The following is a 17,626-nucleotide window of genomic DNA, read 5'->3' as shown; positions in this document are numbered from 1 at the left end:
GAGTGAAAGGACGCGTGCTTCAGTAGCCGCGTTCGAGATCGACCTGGTTGGCCGGCCGCTGCCCCTGCTGCAGCGACGCAAGATTGGCCAGTGTCTGCTGCGCGATCACGAGCCGGTCGGTGCGCGTGGCGATGTGCGGCGTGACCAGGATGCGGTCGTCGCCCCAGAACGGATGGCCCTGCGGCAGCGGCTCCTGCGAAAACGCGTCGAGCGTGGCGGCGGAGAGCTGCCCCGCGTCGAGCGCATGCAGCAGGTCGGCCTCGACCAGATGGTCGCCACGCCCCACGTTGACCAGGTGCGCACCGCGTGGCAGCTTCGCGAACAGCGCGGCATTGAGGAAGCCCTGCGTTTGCGGCGTGAGCGGCAGCAGGCACACCAGCGTGTCGCAGCGCGCCAGGAACGCATCGAGCTGCGCATCGCCATGAAAGCCGGTGACACCGGCCGGCAGGTCGTGCTTGGCGCTGCGGCTCCAGCCGCTGACCTCGTAGCCGATGGTCGCGAGCGTCTCGGCGCAGGCCATGCCGAGCGTGCCGAGTCCCGCGATGCCGACGCGGTAGCGGCGCGGCGACACCACGTCCTGCTCCTGCCATTGGCCGGCCGCCGAGCTGGCCACATAGGCCTTCATGCCGCGATGCTGCTGCACCACGGCCCAGGTCACATAGGCCTTCATGCCAGCCGCCATGCCGGTGTCGACGATGCGGCACAGCGGGCGCTCGCGCGGCAGCGCGGGGTCGGCCACGATGTGGTCGATACCGGCCGCGAGCGACTGCACCAGCGTGAGCTTCGGCAGCTGCGCGAGCTGGCCATGCGGTGGAAACCAGCAGACGGCGGCATCGATGTCTTCCAGCGGCCCGAGATCGGCGCCCAGGCGCAGGTCGATGTCGGGGCAGGCCTCGCGGAAAGCGGGCACCAGGTACTGCATGTCCAGCACCTCGCTGAGCAGCGCCACGCACGGCGCGCGGGTGGTCGCACGCACGTCCATCACGCGGCCATCGCCAGCGGGCGGTCGAGCGCGGCCAGCCGCGGCACCGCGTCGATCAGCTTGCGCGTGTATTCGTGCTGCGGGTCGCGCAGCACCTTCTGCGTTTCGCCGTACTCGACCACCACGCCGCGCTGCATTACCGCGATGTGATCGCACATCTGGCCGGCCACGCGCAGGTCGTGCGTGATGAACACCATCGCCAGCTGGAAGCGCTCGCGCACCTGGGCGAACAGCTCCAGCACCTGGGCCTGCACCGACACGTCGAGCGCCGACACCGGTTCGTCGGCCACCAGCAGTTCGGGCTGCATCGCCAGCGCACGGGCGATGCCGATGCGCTGGCGCTGACCGCCCGAGAACTCGTGCGGATAGCGCTGCGCCGCATCGGCGCCAAGGCCGACGAGCTGCAGCAACTCCATGGCGCGCGCCATCGCCTCGGCCTTGCCCACGCCCTGCGCGATCGGCCCGCCCGCGATTGCGGCGCCGATGCGGTGCCGCGGGTTGAGCGAGGCGTACGGATCCTGGAACACCATCTGGATCTTGCCGCCGGCCGCCTGGCGCACGTTGCCGCCCTGCGCGAGGTTGCGGCCCTTGAAGAGAATGCGGCCGCTGTCGAACGGTGCAAGCCCCACGAGGCAGCGCCCGACGCTCGACTTGCCCGAGCCCGACTCGCCGACCAGCCCCAGCGTTTCGCCGCGCAGCAGCTCGAAGCTGATGTCCTTCGCCGCCTGCACCGAGCGGCCGCGCTTGAACAGGCCGTTGCCGGTGCGGTAGGTCTTGCAAAGATCCTGCACCTGCAGCAGGCGGATGGCATCGTCCTGCCGCACCGGGCTCGCGGCCTCGCCATCGGGAATCGCCGCGATCAGCTTGCGGGTGTAGGGGTGCTGCGGCGCGGTGAGCACCTGGCGCGCAGGGCCGGCCTCGACCAGCTTGCCGGTCTGCATCACCGCCACCTGGTCGGCGATCTCGGAGACCACGCCGAAGTCGTGCGTGATGAACAGCACCGCGGTGCCGCGGCGCTGCTGCAGCTCGCGGATGAGCTTGAGGATCTGCGCCTGCGTGGTCACGTCGAGCGCCGTGGTCGGCTCGTCGCAGATCAGCAGCACCGGCTCCAGCACCAGCGCGCAGGCGATCATCACGCGCTGGCGCTGCCCGCCCGACAGGCGAAACGGGTAGGCGTCGATCAGCAGTTCTGGATCTGGCAGGCCGACATCGGCGAGCGCCGCGAGGATGCGGCGGCGCTTCTCGGCTGCGGGCACGTTGCCGTGCGCGTCGAACACCTCGCCGATCTGCTCGCCGATGCGCATCACCGGATTCAGCGCCGTCATCGGCTCCTGGAACACCATGCCGATGCGTCGACCGCGCAGCTCGCGCATCTGCGGTTCGGTCAGCTGCAGCAGGTCGCGGCCCTCGAACAGGATCTGCCCAGCCACCGGCGCCACGTGCGGGCGCGGCAGCAGGCCCATCACGGCATTGGCGATCATCGACTTGCCCGAACCCGATTCGCCGACCACGCAGAGCGTCTGGCCCGGCAGCACCGACAGCGTGGCGCCATCGACGGCGAGCGCGCGGTCGGCACCTGCTGGCAGGCTGATGCCGAGGCCGACGATGTCGAGCACCGGCTGCACGGCCGCGGGCACGGTTGCAACGGTCGCGCTCATTTGCTTCTCCCGTCGAGCCGCGTGTTGAGGCCGTCGTTGAGGCCCTCGCCCACGAGGTTGAGCGCCAGCACGGTGAACACGATCGCCAGGCCCGGGAACAGCGCCATCCACCAGGCCTGGCGCAGCACGGTGCGGGCCGAGCCGACCATGTAGCCCCAGCTCATCTGGTTCGGGTCGCCGAGGCCGAGGAAGCTCAGGCTCGATTCGAGCAGGATGGCCGTGGCCACCATCAGCGACGCCATCACGATGATGGGCGACATGGCGTTGGGCAGGATCTGCGTGAGGATGATGCGCGGCGTCGACTGGCCGGCCAGCAGCGCGGCCTGCACGAAGTCGCGCTGGCGCAGCGTGAGGAACTCGCTGCGCACCAGCCGCGCCACCGGCGGCCACGACACGATGGCGATGGCCGCGACGATGGAGCCCACCGACGGCTGGAAGATGGCGACCAGCACGATCGCCAGCGCAAAGCTCGGCACCGCCTGGAAGATCTCGGTGAAGCGCATCAGGCCCGCGTCGATCCAGCCGCCGAAATAGCCGGCGATGGCGCCCAGCGTGACGCCGATCAGCAGCGCCACCACGGTCGACACCACGCCGATCAGCAGCGAGATGCGCGCACCGTGGATCACGCCGGACATGATGTCGCGGCCCAGCGTGTCGGTGCCCATGGCGAAGCCTGGCTCCGTCCAGGGGCGCAGGAAGGGCTGCTGCACCATGCCCCAGGGGTCGTTGGTGGCAATCCACGGGCCGAGAAGCGCGACGATGGCGACGATCACCAGCACGACCATGCCGATGACCGCACCCTTGTTGCGGGTGAAGCGGCGCCAGAAGGGGCTTTTCATCATGTCAGTTCGATGCGTGGGTCGACCAGCGTGTAGACGAGGTCGGTGACGAGGTTGAACAGCACCGCCATGGCGGCCGTCACGAGAAAGGCGCCGAGCAGCAGGCTGTAGTCGCGCTGCAGCAGCGCGTCGAACATCAGCCGCCCGATGCCGGGCCAGGCGAACACGGTTTCGGTCAGCACCGCGCCGCCGATCATCCCGCCGGCCTGGATGCCGGCCAGCGTGACCACCGGCAGCAGCGCGTTGCGCAGCACGTGCGCACGCAGGATGCGCCCGGGCTTCACGCCCTTGGCGCGAGCCGTCTTCACGAAGTCCATCTGCGCCACTTCGAGCATCGCGGCCCGCGTCATGCGCGCATAGACGGCCATGTAGAACAGCGCGAGCGTGAGCGCCGGCAACAGCAGGTGGCGGCCGATGTCGAGCGCCAGCGCCAGGCCCGTGAGTCCCGAGCCCACGGTGCTGAAGCCGAAGCCCGGCAGCCATTCGAGCTGCACCGTGAACACCAGCACCGCCATCAGCGCAAGCCAGTAGAGCGGGGTGGCGTAGAAGATCAGCGCCACGACGGTGATGGAGCTGTCGACCCAGGTACCGGCCCGCCGCGCCGACAGCGCACCGAGCGTGATGCCGAACAGCAGCGACAGCGCGAACGCCGTGCCGGTCAGCAGCAGCGTGGCGGGCAGCCGGTCCATGATGAGCTTGAGCACCGGCTGCTGCTGGCGGTGCGAGAAGCCGAGGTCGAGCTGCACCACCTTGCCCAGGTAGGTGGCGAGCTGCGTGGTGATCGGCTTGTCGAGCCCGAACTGTTCACGCAGCTGGGCCACGAACTGCGGGTCGGACGCGCCCGACTCGCCGGCCATCACCGACACCGGATCGCCCGGCGCGGCGCGCACCAGCATGAAGTTGACCGTGGCGATCAGCAGGATCGCCACCAGACCCTGCAGCACGCGGGTCAGCATGAACTGCGTGCGCTTCATGTCACGCGATCGATGCGGTGCCGAGGCTGTCGTTCAGGCCGATCGCGGAACTCACCAGGTTGTTGATCTTGGTGCGGTACAGCGTCGGGAAGTTGATCTCGTAGAGCCAGGCCACGGGCACTTCGTCCAGCAGGATCTTCTGCACCTGCAGGTAGATGGCCTTGCGCTTTTCCGGGTCGGCCTCCTTCGCACCGGCATCGAACAGCTCGTCGATCTTCGGATTCGAGTAGCCCTCGACGTTGTTGAACGGCGAGCCCTTGGCGATGTTGCTGGTCGTGTAGTTGCGGGCCACGCCCAGCGCCGGGTCACCGTACTGGTAGACGTAGGTGAAGGCCAGGTCGTAGTCCCACTCGTTGAGCTTCTGGTTCCAGCCGGCCACGTCGGTCGCGACCATTTCGATCTTGATGCCGGCCTGCAGCAGGTTCTGGCGCAGGATCTCGGCCGAACGCGTCCAGGTCTCGCCGTAAGGCAGCGGCAGCATGCGCAGGGTTTCGCCCTTGTAGCCGGCTTCGGCCAGCAGCTTCTTGGCGGCCTCGACATTGCGCGGGTACTTGGCAACGTCGGTGCTGTGGAACTTGATGTTGCTGTTGAACGGGCCGGTCGCAGGCTTGGCGAAGCCTTGCCACGCCACCTTGCAGATGGCTTCGCGGTCGATCGCGAACATCACCGCCTGGCGGAACTTGACGCTGTCCATCGGCGCCTTGCGGTTGTTGAGCCACAACCAGGCGTGCGGCGCGAAGAACTCCCAGCCCTTGGTGGTGACGGCGGCACCCGGCAGCTTGGCCAGGCGCTGCACGTCGAAGTACTCGACGGCGCCGCCCGGCACCACATCGACCTTGCCCGATTCGAACGCCGCGGCGCGCGATGCGGCGTCGGGAATGACGTGGAAGTAGACGCTCTCGACCAGCGGCACGTCCTTGACGTGGTACTTCTCGTTGGCCACGAGCTGGATGTACGAGCCCTTGACCCACTCCTTGAACTTGAAGGGCCCGGTGCCGATCGGCGTGGCGTTGGCCGGGTTGGTGGCGAAGTCGGTGCCTTCGTAGATGTGCTTGGGGATCATCGGCATGCTGCCGACCTCGAAGATGCCGAGGAACGGGCCGAACGGGTACTTGAGCTTGAACTCGACCGTGAGCGGGTCGAGCGCCTTGATGCTTTCCACCGCCGCCAGGTTGGCCCGCAGGCGCGCGTGCGTCTTGCGCAGGAACACATCGGCCGAGAACACCACGTCGGCCGCGGTGAAGGGCTTGCCGTCGTGCCACAGCACGCCGGGCTTGAGCTTGAAGGTGAAGAGCGTGCCTTCCTTGTTCGACGTCCACGAGGTCGCGAGGCCGGGCAGCGGGTTGACCTTTTCGTCGTAGCGCAGCAGGCCCTCGTAGATGTTGCCCGCGACCAGCTGGGTCGGCGCGTTCTGCGTGATGCCCACCATCAGGCTGGGCGGTTCGGGCTGCACGACGGCGTTGATCACGCCGCCCTTCTTGCCGGCGGCCAACAGATGCAGCGGCACGCCCGCGAGCGTCAGGCCGGTGGCGGCGGCACCCAGTTGGATGAGGTTGCGACGTTTCATGGGGACAGGACTCCTTGTGGCTCGAGGGAAGATTGGAAGGACGGGGGACGGATTTCTAGGCGGTGCGGGGGGCGCGGCCCCTGGCTGCGCGCCTCACTGGCGGAACGAGGTAGCGGGCGCCGGCTCGATGCGCTGCAGCAGCGCGCGCCACTCGCGCGCGTTCGGGTCGGGCGTGCCGGGCAGGCGGGTGCTGTCGCCGCTTTCGTACTGGCGCGCGGTTTTCTCGCAGACCTCCGGCGGCACCGGGTAGACCGGCACGCCGCTCGACTGGATCGCCAGCTGCACGCGGCAGGCGCGCTCGAGGTTGAGCATGAGGATGAAAGCTTCGGACACGTTGCGGCCCAGCGTCACGAGGCCGTGGTTGCGCAGGATCAGCGCCTGGGCGGTCGGGCCGAGGTCAGCCACCAGGCGTTCGCGCTCGTCGTCGTCGAGCGCGATGCCCTCGAAGTCGTGGTACACGACCCGGTTGTAGAACTGCAGCGCCCACTGGTTGCAGGGCTGCAGCCCGCCAGCCAGCGACGACACCGCCACGCCAGCCACGGTGTGGGTGTGCAGTACGCAGGCCGCATCGTGGCGTGCCGCGTGCACCGCGCTGTGGATGGTGAAGCCGGCCGGGTTCACGTCGTGGGGCGAGTCGTCCAGGATGCGGCCTTCGAGGTCGATCTTGACCAGCGACGAGGCGGTGATGTCGCGAAACAGCATGCCGAACGGGTTGATCAGGAACTGGCCGTCCTGGCCCGGCACCCGCGCCGAGATGTGGGTGTAGATGCTGTCGTCCATGCCGTAATAGGCGACCAGCCGGTAGGCGGCGGCCAAGTCTTCGCGCACTTGGCGCTCGGCATCGGACATGGGGGGGGCCAGGGGGCCCACGGCGTGCAACGGCGGCATGGCTCTGCTTCTCCGGGTCGGCCGCCCGTTTGCAGGTGCAAACTGTCGACAGTCAACTTTGGACAGCAGCTTGCAAGATGCGGGCCCGCTTGCGCCCAGGGGTTTTCCCTGAAATCAGCGTGGTTTCAGCGTGATGGCGGTGCGCGGACGCACCGATCCGGGGGAGCGAGAGGGCTTAGAAGCGCGAACTGTCGAAGAACGCCTCGGTTTCGGGCAGTTCCTCGCCGGAGAGCACGGACGCGGCATGGCGCGCAGCGTCGGCGGCCGCCATGGCGTCTTCGGAGCACTTGAGCAGGGCCTTGGCCCGTTCGGCGTGGGCCAGATCCGGGAAGTCGTGCATGAGTTTCGCGGCGACCTGCAGCGCCACGCTGGCCGCGCTCAGGCACATGTGAAGACCCACGCGCATGCGGTTGCCATCCTCGTTGTCTTCGACGATGCGCCGCTCTACCTCTTGCAGCGATGGCGGCAGCAGGGCGAAGTCGGTTGCTGCGAGCGTGGGCACGGCCTGCACGCCGAGATACCTGGCCGTGATGATTTCTTCGACCGAGACCCGCGCCTGCTCGATCGTTCTGAGATCGCTTGTTTCCATGAACACCACCCCCGCGTTGTGGCTGACCGCTCCCTGACCGCAACAACAGTCTTGCACAGCAAGGCCGAAATTGGTTTGTTGCAGCGCAACCAGACGCGCTTCAGCGTCAAAACGTCACGCAAATGTGACTGAAATGTCAAATCTTCGGCCCGCCCGGTGCGCAAAAGATGCGTACGCCCCACAGTTAGAGGGCTTCAGAGCACAAACCACGTGATGGCGACGAAATGGCTGGCAGTGCCACCAAGTACGAACAAGTGCCACAGTCCGTGGGCATGCACCCAGCCGCGCCGGTTGCGATAGAACACCGTGCCCGCGGTATAGAGCACCGCGCCGGCCAGCAGCCAGCCGAGACCGCCGCCATCGAGCCGTGCGGCCAGCGGCGCCGCCGCGGCCACGCCGAGCCAGCCCATGCCGATGTAGAGCGGCAGCGAAGGCGCGGCGCCGACGCCGGGCCGCAATTCCCGGTAGATGCCGAAAACCGCCACGCTCCAGATCGCGGCCAGCAGTGCCCAGCCCCATGGGCCCTGCAGCGTTACGAGGCCGAAGGGGGTGTAGGTGCCCGCGATCAGCAGGTAGATCGCGCAGTGGTCGGCGCGCTGCCAGAACAGCCGGGCCGGGCCGCGCGTGCTGTGGAACAGCGTCGACGCGGCGTACAGCACCACCATCGACAGCGCGAACACCAGCGCCGCCGCGATCCGGGCCGCATCGCCGTGCGGCAGCGTCTTGCCGAGCAGCAGGCCTGCGCCGAGCAAGGCGAGCAACAGGCCGAGCAGGTGGGTGTAGCCGTTGAAGCGTTCGCCGTGGTACATCGCGCCGATTCTGGCGGCGGCATGTGACGCGCCTGCGAAGGCCTCAGTCGCCCCCGCCATGGCGCTTCCTGCGCCGCCAGAAGCGCGGGCCGGCAGCGATTTCGCCCAGCGCCTTGCGGCAAGCCCGCGCCCCGGCCGGACGCCGGGCGCTGAACCAGCCGACGGCGAACCAGGCACCGGGGTCGTGTTCCACCGCCTGGCGGTACAGCGCGCTGGCGACCGCTTCGTCGTTGAACTCGCCCAGGGCGTCTTGCGCGGGGCCAAGCCGTGCGAGGTAGCGCTTCGCGCCGGCTTCGACAAACAGCGGCGCGACGAATTCGCCCAGGTAGCGCAGCCGCTTGAGCCGCTTGCGCGCGCGGTGCTGGCTTTCGGCGGCCAGGGTTTCGAAGCGCTTGCCGTCGCGCACCGTTTTCGCGTGCAGCTGCTGCAGGTGCTTGCGCAGCAGGCGCAGCGTGGCTTTGGAGTTGAGCGAGGACTCGCTTACATCCTGAGCTTCACCGGCCGTGAAGCCGATCAGCGCCACCAGAACGGCCTGGAAAGCCGGCGCGCGCACGGCGGTGCCAGCCGGGGGTGCAGGCGCGTTTTCGGCCGGCAACGCGATGGCTGGCGCACCGGCCTCGCGCAGCTGCGGCGCCATGCGTTGCACCACCTGTACGCGGTCGCGCAGCGCGCCGAGCGCGCGAAAGGCATCGACCAGCGGGGGTTCCCAGGCTGCATCGAAAGCGGATGGCGCGAGTTCGCTCAGCTCGCGCAGCGCGGTGCGCAGGCGCCGGATGCCGATGCGCAACTGATGGACTTGCTCCTCGTCCTCGCTGCCCGCCGCGATCTCGCTGGCGTTGGGCAGCATCTGCGCCAGGCAGCTCGCGACCACGGCGCGCTGCACGGCCGGGCCGTCCGGCGGCACATCTTGCGGAAAACGCGGCGGCAGCGCCTTGACGGCCGGCACCACGTCGAGGCCCGCCAGCAGGCGCTCGCCACGCTCGGCCTTGGAAACGGTGCTGAACCACAACCCGTGCTGTTGCGCCCAGCGCTGCGCGAGGGCGACCAGGCCGGCCACCGGGCCACGTTTGAGTTCGAGTTCCAGCTCGCACACCGGTGACTCGCGCGCCTCGGGCGTGCCCGCGTGCGCGACCACCTTGCCCACGTCGAGCGCGAGTTCCACGGTGCTGCCGCCGGCACGCACATCGCGCGTCAGCCGCCAGATGTCGGTCGCATAGGTTTCAGCCAGCGGCGCGCCGGCCAGTGCCTGAACCAGCCGCTCGCCCACCGGCGTGCCGTGGTGGCGCTGCGCATCGGGCGCCGGCACCACCCCGGCGCGCGCGACGCCGAGATCCACGTTGTGCTCCTCGCGATGCAGCGGCCCGTCACCCGCGGCCTTGACGGTCTGCACCCAGCGCCGGCCTTCCTTGCGCAGCCGCAGCACGATGCCACTGGAAGCCAGGGCGCGGTCGGCGGTGTCGAAGTAGCGCGCCTGCAGGCGCGTGCGAACCACGGCGCCGCGGCGCACGGCGGCTTCGACGGCCGCAAGGCGGGTGGGCGGAATGCAGAACTTGAATTCGATTTCCATGAGAGCAAGGGTAGCGATGGGAGATCATTGTTCCGCTGGCAGGTCGCTGCGTCCCACGCCGACCCCTTTCGCATCGGGGTGGGCATCCCCATATTTCAATGATTCACAGAAGGAGTGCCCCCGTGTCCACGATTGCTGCCAGCCCGATTCTCCAGATCAAAGCCCTTGGTTTCCCCTGGGAGACGATCGACCCTTTCCTGTTTTGCGCGTACCACGACGATGCCTATCCGCAGGGCAACGGCGAGATGGCGGTCGACGAAGCGATGCTGGCCGGCCGCCAGCTCGGCTCGGACTTCAGCCGCAAGGACGGCTGGAGCATGTACCACGGCAACCCGGTGCCGGGCTTTCCGGGGCATCCGCACCGCGGCTTTGAAACGGTGACGGTGGTGCGCAAGGGCCTGATCGACCATTCCGACTCGCTCGGCGCCGCGGCACGCTTCGGCGGCGGCGACGTGCAATGGCTCACCGCCGGCAAGGGCATCGTGCATTCCGAGATGTTCCCGCTGCTCGATGCCGCAGCACCGAACCCGCTCGAGCTGTTCCAGATCTGGCTGAACCTGCCGGCGCGCAACAAGATGGTGGCGCCGCACTTCACCATGTTCTGGGCCGAGGACATCCCGCACTTCACCGCCACCGATGCCGAAGGCCGCAGCACCGAAGTCTCGAGCGTGGCCGGCCGCATCGGCCCGGTCGACGGCGCTCCGGGCGAGGGCGGGCCGCTGGCGCCGCCGCCGGACTCGTGGGCTGCGCAGCCCGATGCCGACCTGGCGATCTGGACGATCCGCATGGCGCCCGGCGCGCACTGGACGCTGCCGGCCGCCACCGGCGAGGGCACGCGCCGCACGCTCTATTTCTTCAAGGGCACGTCGGTCGCCGTGGCCGGGCAGGACGTGACGCAGCACGCAATGATCGAGCTGCGCGCCGCGGAAGCGGTCGAGCTGGTCAACGGCAACGGCGCCGTCGCCGAGTTCCTGGTGCTGCAGGGCCGGCCGATCGCCGAGCCGGTGGTGCAGTACGGGCCGTTCGTGATGAACACGCAGGCCGAGATCGCGCAGACCATGCAGGACTACCGCCGCACCCAGTTCGGTGGCTGGCCTTGGGACCACGACGCGCCGGTGCACGGGCGCGACCCGGCCCGCTTCGCGCGGCATCCGGGTGGGCGCGAGGAGCGGCCGCCGGCGCTTCCTGTCAAATAGGCGGGATGGAACATCCGCAAGACGTCGAACACCGCCTGAACGAGCTGGAGATCAAGGCGAGCTACACCGAAGACCTGCTCGACCAGCTCAACCTGGTGATCTACCGGCAGCAGCAGCAGATCGACAGCCTGGTCCAACAGGTGGTGCAGCTGCGCCAGCAGAGCACCGACGCGGGCAGCGGCAGCCCGCGCAACCTGCGCGACGAACTGCCGCCCCACTACTGAGCCTGGCGACCGGCGAGCCGCCATCCAACGGACTGCACGGACCGCACGCGCTGTAACGGCTTGTGCCCGGCGGGTGTCACGTCCTACAGCCGTTCGCGGCCTGGATGTTTTGCCGGCGCGGCCGGCCGGCACTAGCCTTTGGCCATGACCCTTTCCAACTCCATCCGCAGCAAGCTGACGCTGGGCATGCTGGTTGCCGCCGCGCTGGCGCTGGCGGCCTGCACGGATCACGCCGGCAAAGAACCTTCGCGCGAGCAGGTCAACGCGGCCGTCGACAAGACCGAAGCGGCCGCCATCGCCGCTGCCAAGAAGGCGGCAGAACTGGCAGAGACGGCGCGCGACAAGACCGTCGCTTTCGCGAAGTCACCACAGGTGAAGCAGGACGCCGAAAACGCCAAGCAGGCGCTGGAGCGCGCCCTCGACAAGAACAAGCGCGAGAACCAGCCGCCGCCAAACGAGCCGCCGGCGAAACCGTAAGCGCCGAAGTCAGGCCGCAGGCGCCGTGACCTGCGCCACGACGGCGCCGGGTGCGGTCAGCGTGAGCAGGATGTCGGCGTACCAGGCGCAGTTGAGGCCGAGCGACTCGTCGAGCACCAGGTCGCGCGTGCTCATGTCCATGCGCGACGAATGCACGCCGAGCAGCTTCCAAGGCAGCGGGCCTCCGCCGGCCGGCACGCGCATGACGACCGGTGCACCGCTCGTGCCGCGGTGCGTGCGCGCATCCGTCAGAAAGAAACCCTGCCCCTGGAACCGGATGCCGAACGACGAGGCGACGACCGCCTGCCGCACTACCGGCAGGTGATGCACCACGTCGTGAAAGCCGAGCGGAAAGCCGACCACCAGCAGCACGCTGCCGACCTCCACCTCGTCGAGCGAGCGTTGCAGGTGCGCGGGCGTGAAGCAGAACATCGCGGTCGATGCCGGAATCGCGGAGCGCGGAATCTCGATCACCGCGACATCGATCTCGCCGCCCATGTCGCTGCCCTGGCGCCAGGCGCTCTTGCCGTCCACATACAGCCAGACCGATACCGAGAACGAGCGCGTCAGATCAACCGCGTCGGTGTGCAGCTCGATCTCGATGCGGTTGGGAAAGTGCTTGGTCGGCGCGTCCACCACCACGTGCCGGCTGGTCACGAAGAACAGCTGCTCGTCGCGCTCGAAGAAAAAGCCGCTGGCGCCGGTGAGGAGCCGGTCGCCATCGAATGTCGAAACGCGGGCGGTGGTGAGAAGCAGCGATTCGGCCATGGCGGTCTTTCGGAGGGGCCAGCGCTGCAGGATCGCGCGCCGGCCACCCATCTATTGAACACCACAACCTCGCCGGCCGTGGTCAATGCTGCCGTGCCGCCTTGCGCTGCCGCTTTTGCCAGCGCGACACCACGGCGCTGACGAGCGTCACCGCGGCGAACACGGCGACCTGCTGGGTCAGCGTCCTGGTGGCAACCTGCAGCCGCCGCGCGACTTCGCGCTGTGCGGCGGTCGCGCTGGCCAGGGCCGCGCCGTCGGGTTGCGCCGATGCCACCACCGCGGCAGGCGACGCGTCGGTGCCGGCCGCAGCCACCGTGGCCGTGGCCTCGGTGGCCGCCACCGCCTTGGCACCCGCCACCGAGCCGTGCTCGTTCGCATAGACCTTGGTGAACTCCGCCCCCAGCAGAAAGATCTGCGCCGCGTAGTAGACCCAGGCCAACACCACCACCAGCGAGCCCGCCGCCGCGAACGACTCGGTGACGCCGCTCTTGCCGAGGTAGAGGCCGATCAACGCCTTGCCGATTTCGAACAGCACCGCGGTGACCATCGCGCCGATCCAGACGTCGTGCCATGCGATCGGCGCGGTCGGCATCAGTTTGAAGATCATCGCGAACAGCACGGTGCTGACGGACAGCGAGATCGCCATGTTGAGGACCTGCAGTAGCAGCTCGGAGCCCGGCATCAGCCCGCCGGCCCAGCTGCCGAACGCAGCCAGCACCGCGCTGACCGTGAGCGACACCATCAGCAGGAACGCCAGGCCCAGGATGAGACCGAACGACAGCACCCGCGCGCGCAGCAGTGCCCAGACGCCCTTCGGCTTGTCCTTTTCGGGCACGTGCCAGATGCGATCGAGCGCGCTCTGCAGCTCGGCGAACACCGTGGTCGCGCCGATGATCAGGACGCCGACGCCGAGCAGCCCGGCGGCCAGGCCCTTGGCGGGCTCGCTCGCACTGCGCACGAGGCCCTGCACCGCGATCGCGCCTTCGCGCCCGATCAGCCCGGTGAGCTGGGCGACGATCTCGCCCTGTACGGCCTCCCGGCCGAACAGTGCGCCGGCGATGGCGGTCACGATCACCAGCAGCGGCGCCAGCGAGAACATCGTGTAGTAGGAGATCGCCGCGCCCATGCTCGGCGCGAAATCATCCACCCACGCGCTGACTGCCTTGCGGGACAGGTCGAAGAGATGTTTGGGATTCATGGTGTGCGACAGCGAGGCTTTGGGACGAAAGCACTGTCGCGTGCGGCAAGCCGTGCTTCCATGCGCCAAGTTTGAAATTCCAGGTAGGCCAACAGCCTTGAAATTCCGACGGGAACAGGCCGGGTGCCCCTGCAGGCCGCGCGGGCGACAGGCGAGGGGAGGGGCCTCGGCTAGAGTCCGGGACGCATTCCCTCATCAAAACCAACGGAGCCAGATTCACCATGATCCACGTCGTCGCCGTCATCACCGCCAAGGCCGGCCAGCGCGCCGCCATGCTCGAACTCTTTGCCGCCAACCGCGCCGCCGTGCTGGCCGAAACAGGCTGCATCGAATACGCCGCAACCGTCGACGCTGCCGGCATGCCGCCTTCGAAGGGCAGCTTCGGCGCCGACACTTTCGTGGTGATCGAGAAGTGGGAGAGCCTGGCCGCGCTGCAGGCGCACGCGGTCGCGCCACACATGGCGGCCTATGGCGCGAAGACCAAGGAGATGACCGAGAGCCGCGTGATCCACGTGCTTGAGCCCGTCTGACCGCGTCATTCGGGAAACACCGCGGAACGGGCTTCGCCCGGCCGCTGGTGTTGCCCCCGGCAGGGGGTAGGCGAAGCGGACACGAAGTGCCGCGCAGCCTGGGGGCGAGCGTTACTTCGCCACCACGCGCACCATCTCGAGCACCTTGTTCGAGTAGCCCCATTCGTTGTCGTACCAGCTCACGACCTTGACGAAGGTGCCGTCCAGCGCGATGCCGGCTTCGGCGTCGAACACCGAGGTGCGGGGCTCGCCGCGGAAGTCGGTCGAGACGACCTTGTCTTCGGTGTAGCCGAGCACGCCCTTGAGCGCGCCTTCGGACTGGGCCTTCATCTCGGCGCAGATTTCGGCGTAGGTTGCCGACTTCTCGAGCTCGACCACGAGGTCGACCACCGACACGTCGGAGGTCGGCACGCGGAAGCTCATGCCGGTGAGCTTCTTGTTGAGCGACGGGATCACCACGCCCACGGCCTTGGCGGCGCCGGTGCTCGACGGGATGATGTTTTCCAGGATGCCGCGGCCGCCGCGCCAGTCCTTGTTGCTCGGGCCGTCGACGGTCTTCTGGGTCGCGGTGGTGGCGTGCACGGTCGTCATCAGGCCGCGCTTGATGCCCCACTTGTCGTGCAGCACCTTGGCGACGGGCGCCAGGCAGTTGGTGGTGCAGCTGGCGTTGCTGATGATGGCCTCGCCCTTGTAGGTGCTGTCGTTGACGCCGTAGACGAACATCGGCGTGTCGTCCTTGCTGGGCGCCGACATCACGACCTTCTTCGCACCCGCATCGATGTGCTTCTGGCCGGTTTCCTTGGTCAGGAACAGACCAGTGGCCTCGACCACCACGTCGGCGCCGATGTCGCTCCACTTGAGGTTGGCCGGGTCGCGTTCCTGCGTGAGGCGGATCTTCTTGCCGTTGACGATGAGGGTGTTGCCCTCGACCGCGACTTCACCCCTGAACCGGCCATGCACCGAGTCGTACTGGAGCATGTAGGCCAGGTATTCGGGCTCGAGCAGGTCGTTGATGCCGACCACTTCGATTTCCTTGAAGTTCTGCACGGCCGCACGAAACACCATGCGCCCGATACGGCCGAAGCCGTTGATACCGATCTTGATAGCCACTGATTTGCTCCTGGATGGTTGTATGAAACTGGGTTACTTCTTGCCGAGCACGGCGCGCACGGTGGCGGCCACGTTGTCGGGCGTGAAGCCGAAGTGCTTGAACAGTGCCGACGCAGGCGCCGATTCGCCGAAGGTGTCGAGGCCGACCACGGCCGCACAGCCGTATTTCCACCAGCCGTCGGTCACGCCCATTTCGACCGCGATGCGGGGCAGGCCGGCCGGCAGCACGCTCTTCTTGTAGCCCGCGCTCTGGCGGTCGAACACGCTGGTGGAAGGCATGGAGACGACGCGCACCGCGATCTTCTTTTCGGCCAGCAGCTTCTGCGCGGCGAGCGCGAGCTGCACCTCGGAGCCGGTCGCGATCAACACGGCCTTGGCCTTCTTCTTCAGGCCGATGTCGGCCGGCTCGCTGAGCACGTAGGCACCCTTGCTGATGTCGGCCAGGTCTTTCTTCGGCGAATAGGCGAGGTTCTGGCGCGACAGCAGCAGTGCGCTCGGGCGGCGCGCGTTCTGCAGCGCGACGGCCCAGGCCACTGCGGTTTCGGCGGTGTCGCCCGGACGCCAGACGTCGAGGTTCGGAACCAGGCGCAGCGACGCGGCGTGTTCGATCGACTGGTGCGTCGGGCCGTCTTCGCCGAGGCCGATGGAGTCGTGCGTGAACACGTGGATCACGCGGTGCTTCATCAGCGCGGCCATGCGGATCGCATTGCGGCTGTAGTCGCTGAACGTGAGGAAGGTGCCGCCATAGGGGATGTAGCCGCCATGCAGCGCGACGCCGTTCATCACCGCGGCCATGCCGAACTCGCGCACGCCGTAGTTGATGTGGCGGCCGATCACGCCGTGCGGCGACTCGGCGTCGTCGGTGCTGCTGGCGGGCTTGGCTTCGTCTTCTGCGCCCTGCTTGGCCGTTTCGTGCGGCGCGCCGAGCACCACGGCACCGGTCTTCGCGTCGAAGCGCAGCGGTGCGGTGCTCTTGGTGTTGGTGAGGTTGGAGCCGGTGAGGTCGGCGCTGCCGCCCAGCATCTCGGGCAGCGCGGCGGTGAAGAACTCCAGCGCGATCTGCGAGGCCTTGCGCGAGGCCACGGTCTCGGCCTTGGTGTGGGCCGACACCACGGCGTCGAACGCGATCTGGTTGAAGTCCTTCGGCAGCTCGCCCTTCATGCGGCGCGTGAACTCGGCGGCCAGTTCGGGGTACGCGGCGCTGTACGCGGCGAAGCGCTCGTTCCAGGCGGCTTCTTCCTTGGCGCCGCGGGCCTTGCCGTCCCAGTCGGCATAAACCTCGGCCGGAATCTCGAAGGCCGCATACGGCCACTGCAGCGCGCTGCGCGTGAGCGCGATTTCCTCGGTACCGAGCGGCTCGCCGTGGGCCTTGGCGGTGTTGGCGCGGTTCGGGCTGCCCTTGCCGATCTGCGTCCGGCAGATGATCAAGGTGGGGCGCTGGTCGCTCTCGCCGCTCTTCTTGGCCTTGGCGATGGCCTTCGACACGTCCTTCGCGTCGTTGCCGTCGATCGGGCCGATCACGTTCCAGCCATGCGCCTCGAAGCGCTCCTTGGTGTTGTCGATGAACCAGGGCTTGACCTGGCCATCGATGCTGATGCCGTTGTCGTCGTACAGCGCGATCAGCTTGCCGAGCCGCCATGCACCGGCCAGCCCGGCCGCTTCATGGCTGATGCCTTCCATCATGCAGCCGTCGCCGAGGAAGGCGTAGGTGTGGTGGTCGACGATCTCGTGGCCCTTGCGGTTGAACTCGGCCGCGAGCAGCTTCTCGGCCAGCGCGAAGCCGACTGCGTTGGTGATGCCCTGGCCCAGTGGGCCGGTGGTGGTTTCGACGCCCGGCGTCACGTCGATTTCTGGGTGGCCCGGGGTCTTGCTGTGCAGTTGGCGGAAGTGCTTGAGCTCGTCGATGGGCAGTTCGTAGCCGGTGAGATGCAGCACCGCATACAACAGCATCGACGCGTGGCCGTTCGAAAGGATGAAGCGGTCGCGATTGGCCCAGTGCGGGTTGGCCGGATTGAACTGCAGGTGATCGCCCCAGAGCGCCACTGCCATGTCGGCCATGCCCATTGGCGCGCCCGGGTGGCCGGAGTTCGCGAGTTGGACGGCGTCCATTGCCAGCGCGCGGATCGCGTTGGCCATCAAGGCTTGGTTGGCCATTTGGGAAGGCTTTCGAGGAGGAGGGGGTTGGGGGGAACCCGCGATTTTAGCGAGCAGGGGGTGCTTCTTCCGCAGACCCCCGGTTTGTCCTTTGCT

Annotated in this window: 17 protein-coding genes; 4 read left to right on the top strand and 13 right to left on the bottom strand. The window is 68.1% G+C overall.

Going from position 1 to position 17,626, the window contains the following annotated elements:
- Nucleotides 1-19: 19 nt before the first annotated feature.
- From QTI05_RS10020 to QTI05_RS09980, 9 genes are all read right to left on the bottom strand, one after another.
- Nucleotides 20-982, bottom strand: a complete 963-nt coding sequence (locus QTI05_RS10020) for a 2-hydroxyacid dehydrogenase (protein ID WP_286624213.1) — start codon at nt 980-982, stop codon at nt 20-22.
- The gene (locus QTI05_RS10015) at nt 982-2,640 is read right to left on the bottom strand and encodes an ABC transporter ATP-binding protein (RefSeq protein ID WP_286624212.1); all 1,659 of its coding nucleotides are present in this window, start codon (nt 2,638-2,640) and stop codon (nt 982-984) included. Before QTI05_RS10015 ends, QTI05_RS10020 begins: the two co-directional genes overlap by 1 nt.
- Nucleotides 2,637-3,479, bottom strand: coding sequence for an ABC transporter permease (locus QTI05_RS10010; RefSeq protein ID WP_286541460.1), 843 nt, complete (start codon nt 3,477-3,479; stop codon nt 2,637-2,639). The genes QTI05_RS10015 and QTI05_RS10010 overlap by 4 nt, the downstream gene beginning before the upstream one ends.
- Nucleotides 3,479-4,453 carry an ABC transporter permease gene (locus QTI05_RS10005; protein ID WP_286540367.1) on the bottom strand — a complete coding sequence of 325 codons (975 nt, stop codon included), beginning with the start codon at nt 4,451-4,453 and terminating at the stop codon, nt 3,479-3,481. Before QTI05_RS10005 ends, QTI05_RS10010 begins: the two co-directional genes overlap by 1 nt.
- A 1-nt stretch (nt 4,454) precedes the next feature.
- Complete coding sequence (locus QTI05_RS10000; RefSeq protein ID WP_286624210.1) at nt 4,455-6,020, bottom strand: ABC transporter substrate-binding protein; 1,566 nt, start codon at nt 6,018-6,020, stop codon at nt 4,455-4,457.
- A 93-nt stretch (nt 6,021-6,113) separates the two neighbouring features.
- Nucleotides 6,114-6,908: a class II aldolase/adducin family protein gene (locus tag QTI05_RS09995; protein ID WP_286624208.1), complete on the bottom strand. Its 795-nt coding sequence runs from the start codon at nt 6,906-6,908 to the stop codon at nt 6,114-6,116.
- Nucleotides 6,909-7,083: 175 nt separating this feature from the next.
- Complete coding sequence (locus QTI05_RS09990) at nt 7,084-7,497, bottom strand: hypothetical protein (protein ID WP_286540374.1); 414 nt, start codon at nt 7,495-7,497, stop codon at nt 7,084-7,086.
- A gap of 194 nt (nt 7,498-7,691) precedes the next feature.
- Nucleotides 7,692-8,306, bottom strand: coding sequence for a PAQR family membrane homeostasis protein TrhA (gene trhA / locus QTI05_RS09985; RefSeq protein WP_286540376.1), 615 nt, complete (start codon nt 8,304-8,306; stop codon nt 7,692-7,694).
- 43 nt (nt 8,307-8,349) lie between these two features.
- Entirely contained in the window at nt 8,350-9,873 is a 1,524-nt protein-coding gene (locus QTI05_RS09980) for a CYTH and CHAD domain-containing protein (protein ID WP_286624207.1), read from the bottom strand.
- A gap of 98 nt (nt 9,874-9,971) precedes the next feature.
- On the opposite strand from QTI05_RS09980, the gene QTI05_RS09975 reads away from it, so the two are divergent.
- From QTI05_RS09975 to QTI05_RS09965, 3 genes are all read left to right on the top strand, one after another.
- Nucleotides 9,972-11,069, top strand: a complete 1,098-nt coding sequence (locus QTI05_RS09975; RefSeq protein ID WP_286540380.1) for a pirin family protein — start codon at nt 9,972-9,974, stop codon at nt 11,067-11,069.
- A 5-nt stretch (nt 11,070-11,074) separates the two neighbouring features.
- Entirely contained in the window at nt 11,075-11,293 is a 219-nt protein-coding gene (locus tag QTI05_RS09970) for a SlyX family protein (protein WP_286540382.1), read from the top strand.
- A gap of 144 nt (nt 11,294-11,437) precedes the next feature.
- The gene (locus QTI05_RS09965; protein WP_286540383.1) at nt 11,438-11,770 is read left to right on the top strand and encodes a hypothetical protein; all 333 of its coding nucleotides are present in this window, start codon (nt 11,438-11,440) and stop codon (nt 11,768-11,770) included.
- A 9-nt stretch (nt 11,771-11,779) separates the two neighbouring features.
- On the opposite strand, the gene QTI05_RS09960 is transcribed toward QTI05_RS09965, so the two are convergent.
- Together QTI05_RS09960 and QTI05_RS09955 are read right to left on the bottom strand one after the other, a co-directional pair.
- Nucleotides 11,780-12,538, bottom strand: coding sequence for a S1 family peptidase (locus QTI05_RS09960; RefSeq protein ID WP_286540384.1), 759 nt, complete (start codon nt 12,536-12,538; stop codon nt 11,780-11,782).
- An 82-nt stretch (nt 12,539-12,620) separates the two neighbouring features.
- Nucleotides 12,621-13,736 carry a YihY/virulence factor BrkB family protein gene (locus tag QTI05_RS09955; RefSeq protein WP_286624205.1) on the bottom strand — a complete coding sequence of 372 codons (1,116 nt, stop codon included), beginning with the start codon at nt 13,734-13,736 and terminating at the stop codon, nt 12,621-12,623.
- A gap of 221 nt (nt 13,737-13,957) precedes the next feature.
- Between QTI05_RS09955 and QTI05_RS09950 the strand changes: the two genes are divergently transcribed.
- Nucleotides 13,958-14,266 carry a putative quinol monooxygenase gene (locus tag QTI05_RS09950; protein WP_286624204.1) on the top strand — a complete coding sequence of 103 codons (309 nt, stop codon included), beginning with the start codon at nt 13,958-13,960 and terminating at the stop codon, nt 14,264-14,266.
- A 111-nt stretch (nt 14,267-14,377) separates the two neighbouring features.
- On the opposite strand, the gene gap is transcribed toward QTI05_RS09950, so the two are convergent.
- Nucleotides 14,378-15,376, bottom strand: a complete 999-nt coding sequence (gene gap / locus QTI05_RS09945; RefSeq protein WP_286540387.1) for a type I glyceraldehyde-3-phosphate dehydrogenase — start codon at nt 15,374-15,376, stop codon at nt 14,378-14,380.
- Nucleotides 15,377-15,409: 33 nt separating this feature from the next.
- Nucleotides 15,410-17,530: a transketolase family protein gene (locus QTI05_RS09940; RefSeq protein ID WP_286540389.1), complete on the bottom strand. Its 2,121-nt coding sequence runs from the start codon at nt 17,528-17,530 to the stop codon at nt 15,410-15,412.
- Nucleotides 17,531-17,626 lie beyond the last annotated feature (96 nt).

Origin of the sequence: Variovorax fucosicus (genome assembly GCF_030316825.1) — a bacterium.
GTDB lineage: Bacteria > Pseudomonadota > Gammaproteobacteria > Burkholderiales > Burkholderiaceae_C > Variovorax > Variovorax fucosicus.
The sequence above is the reverse complement of the archived record's forward strand: the minus strand, read 5'-3'. Positions and strand labels throughout refer to the sequence as shown.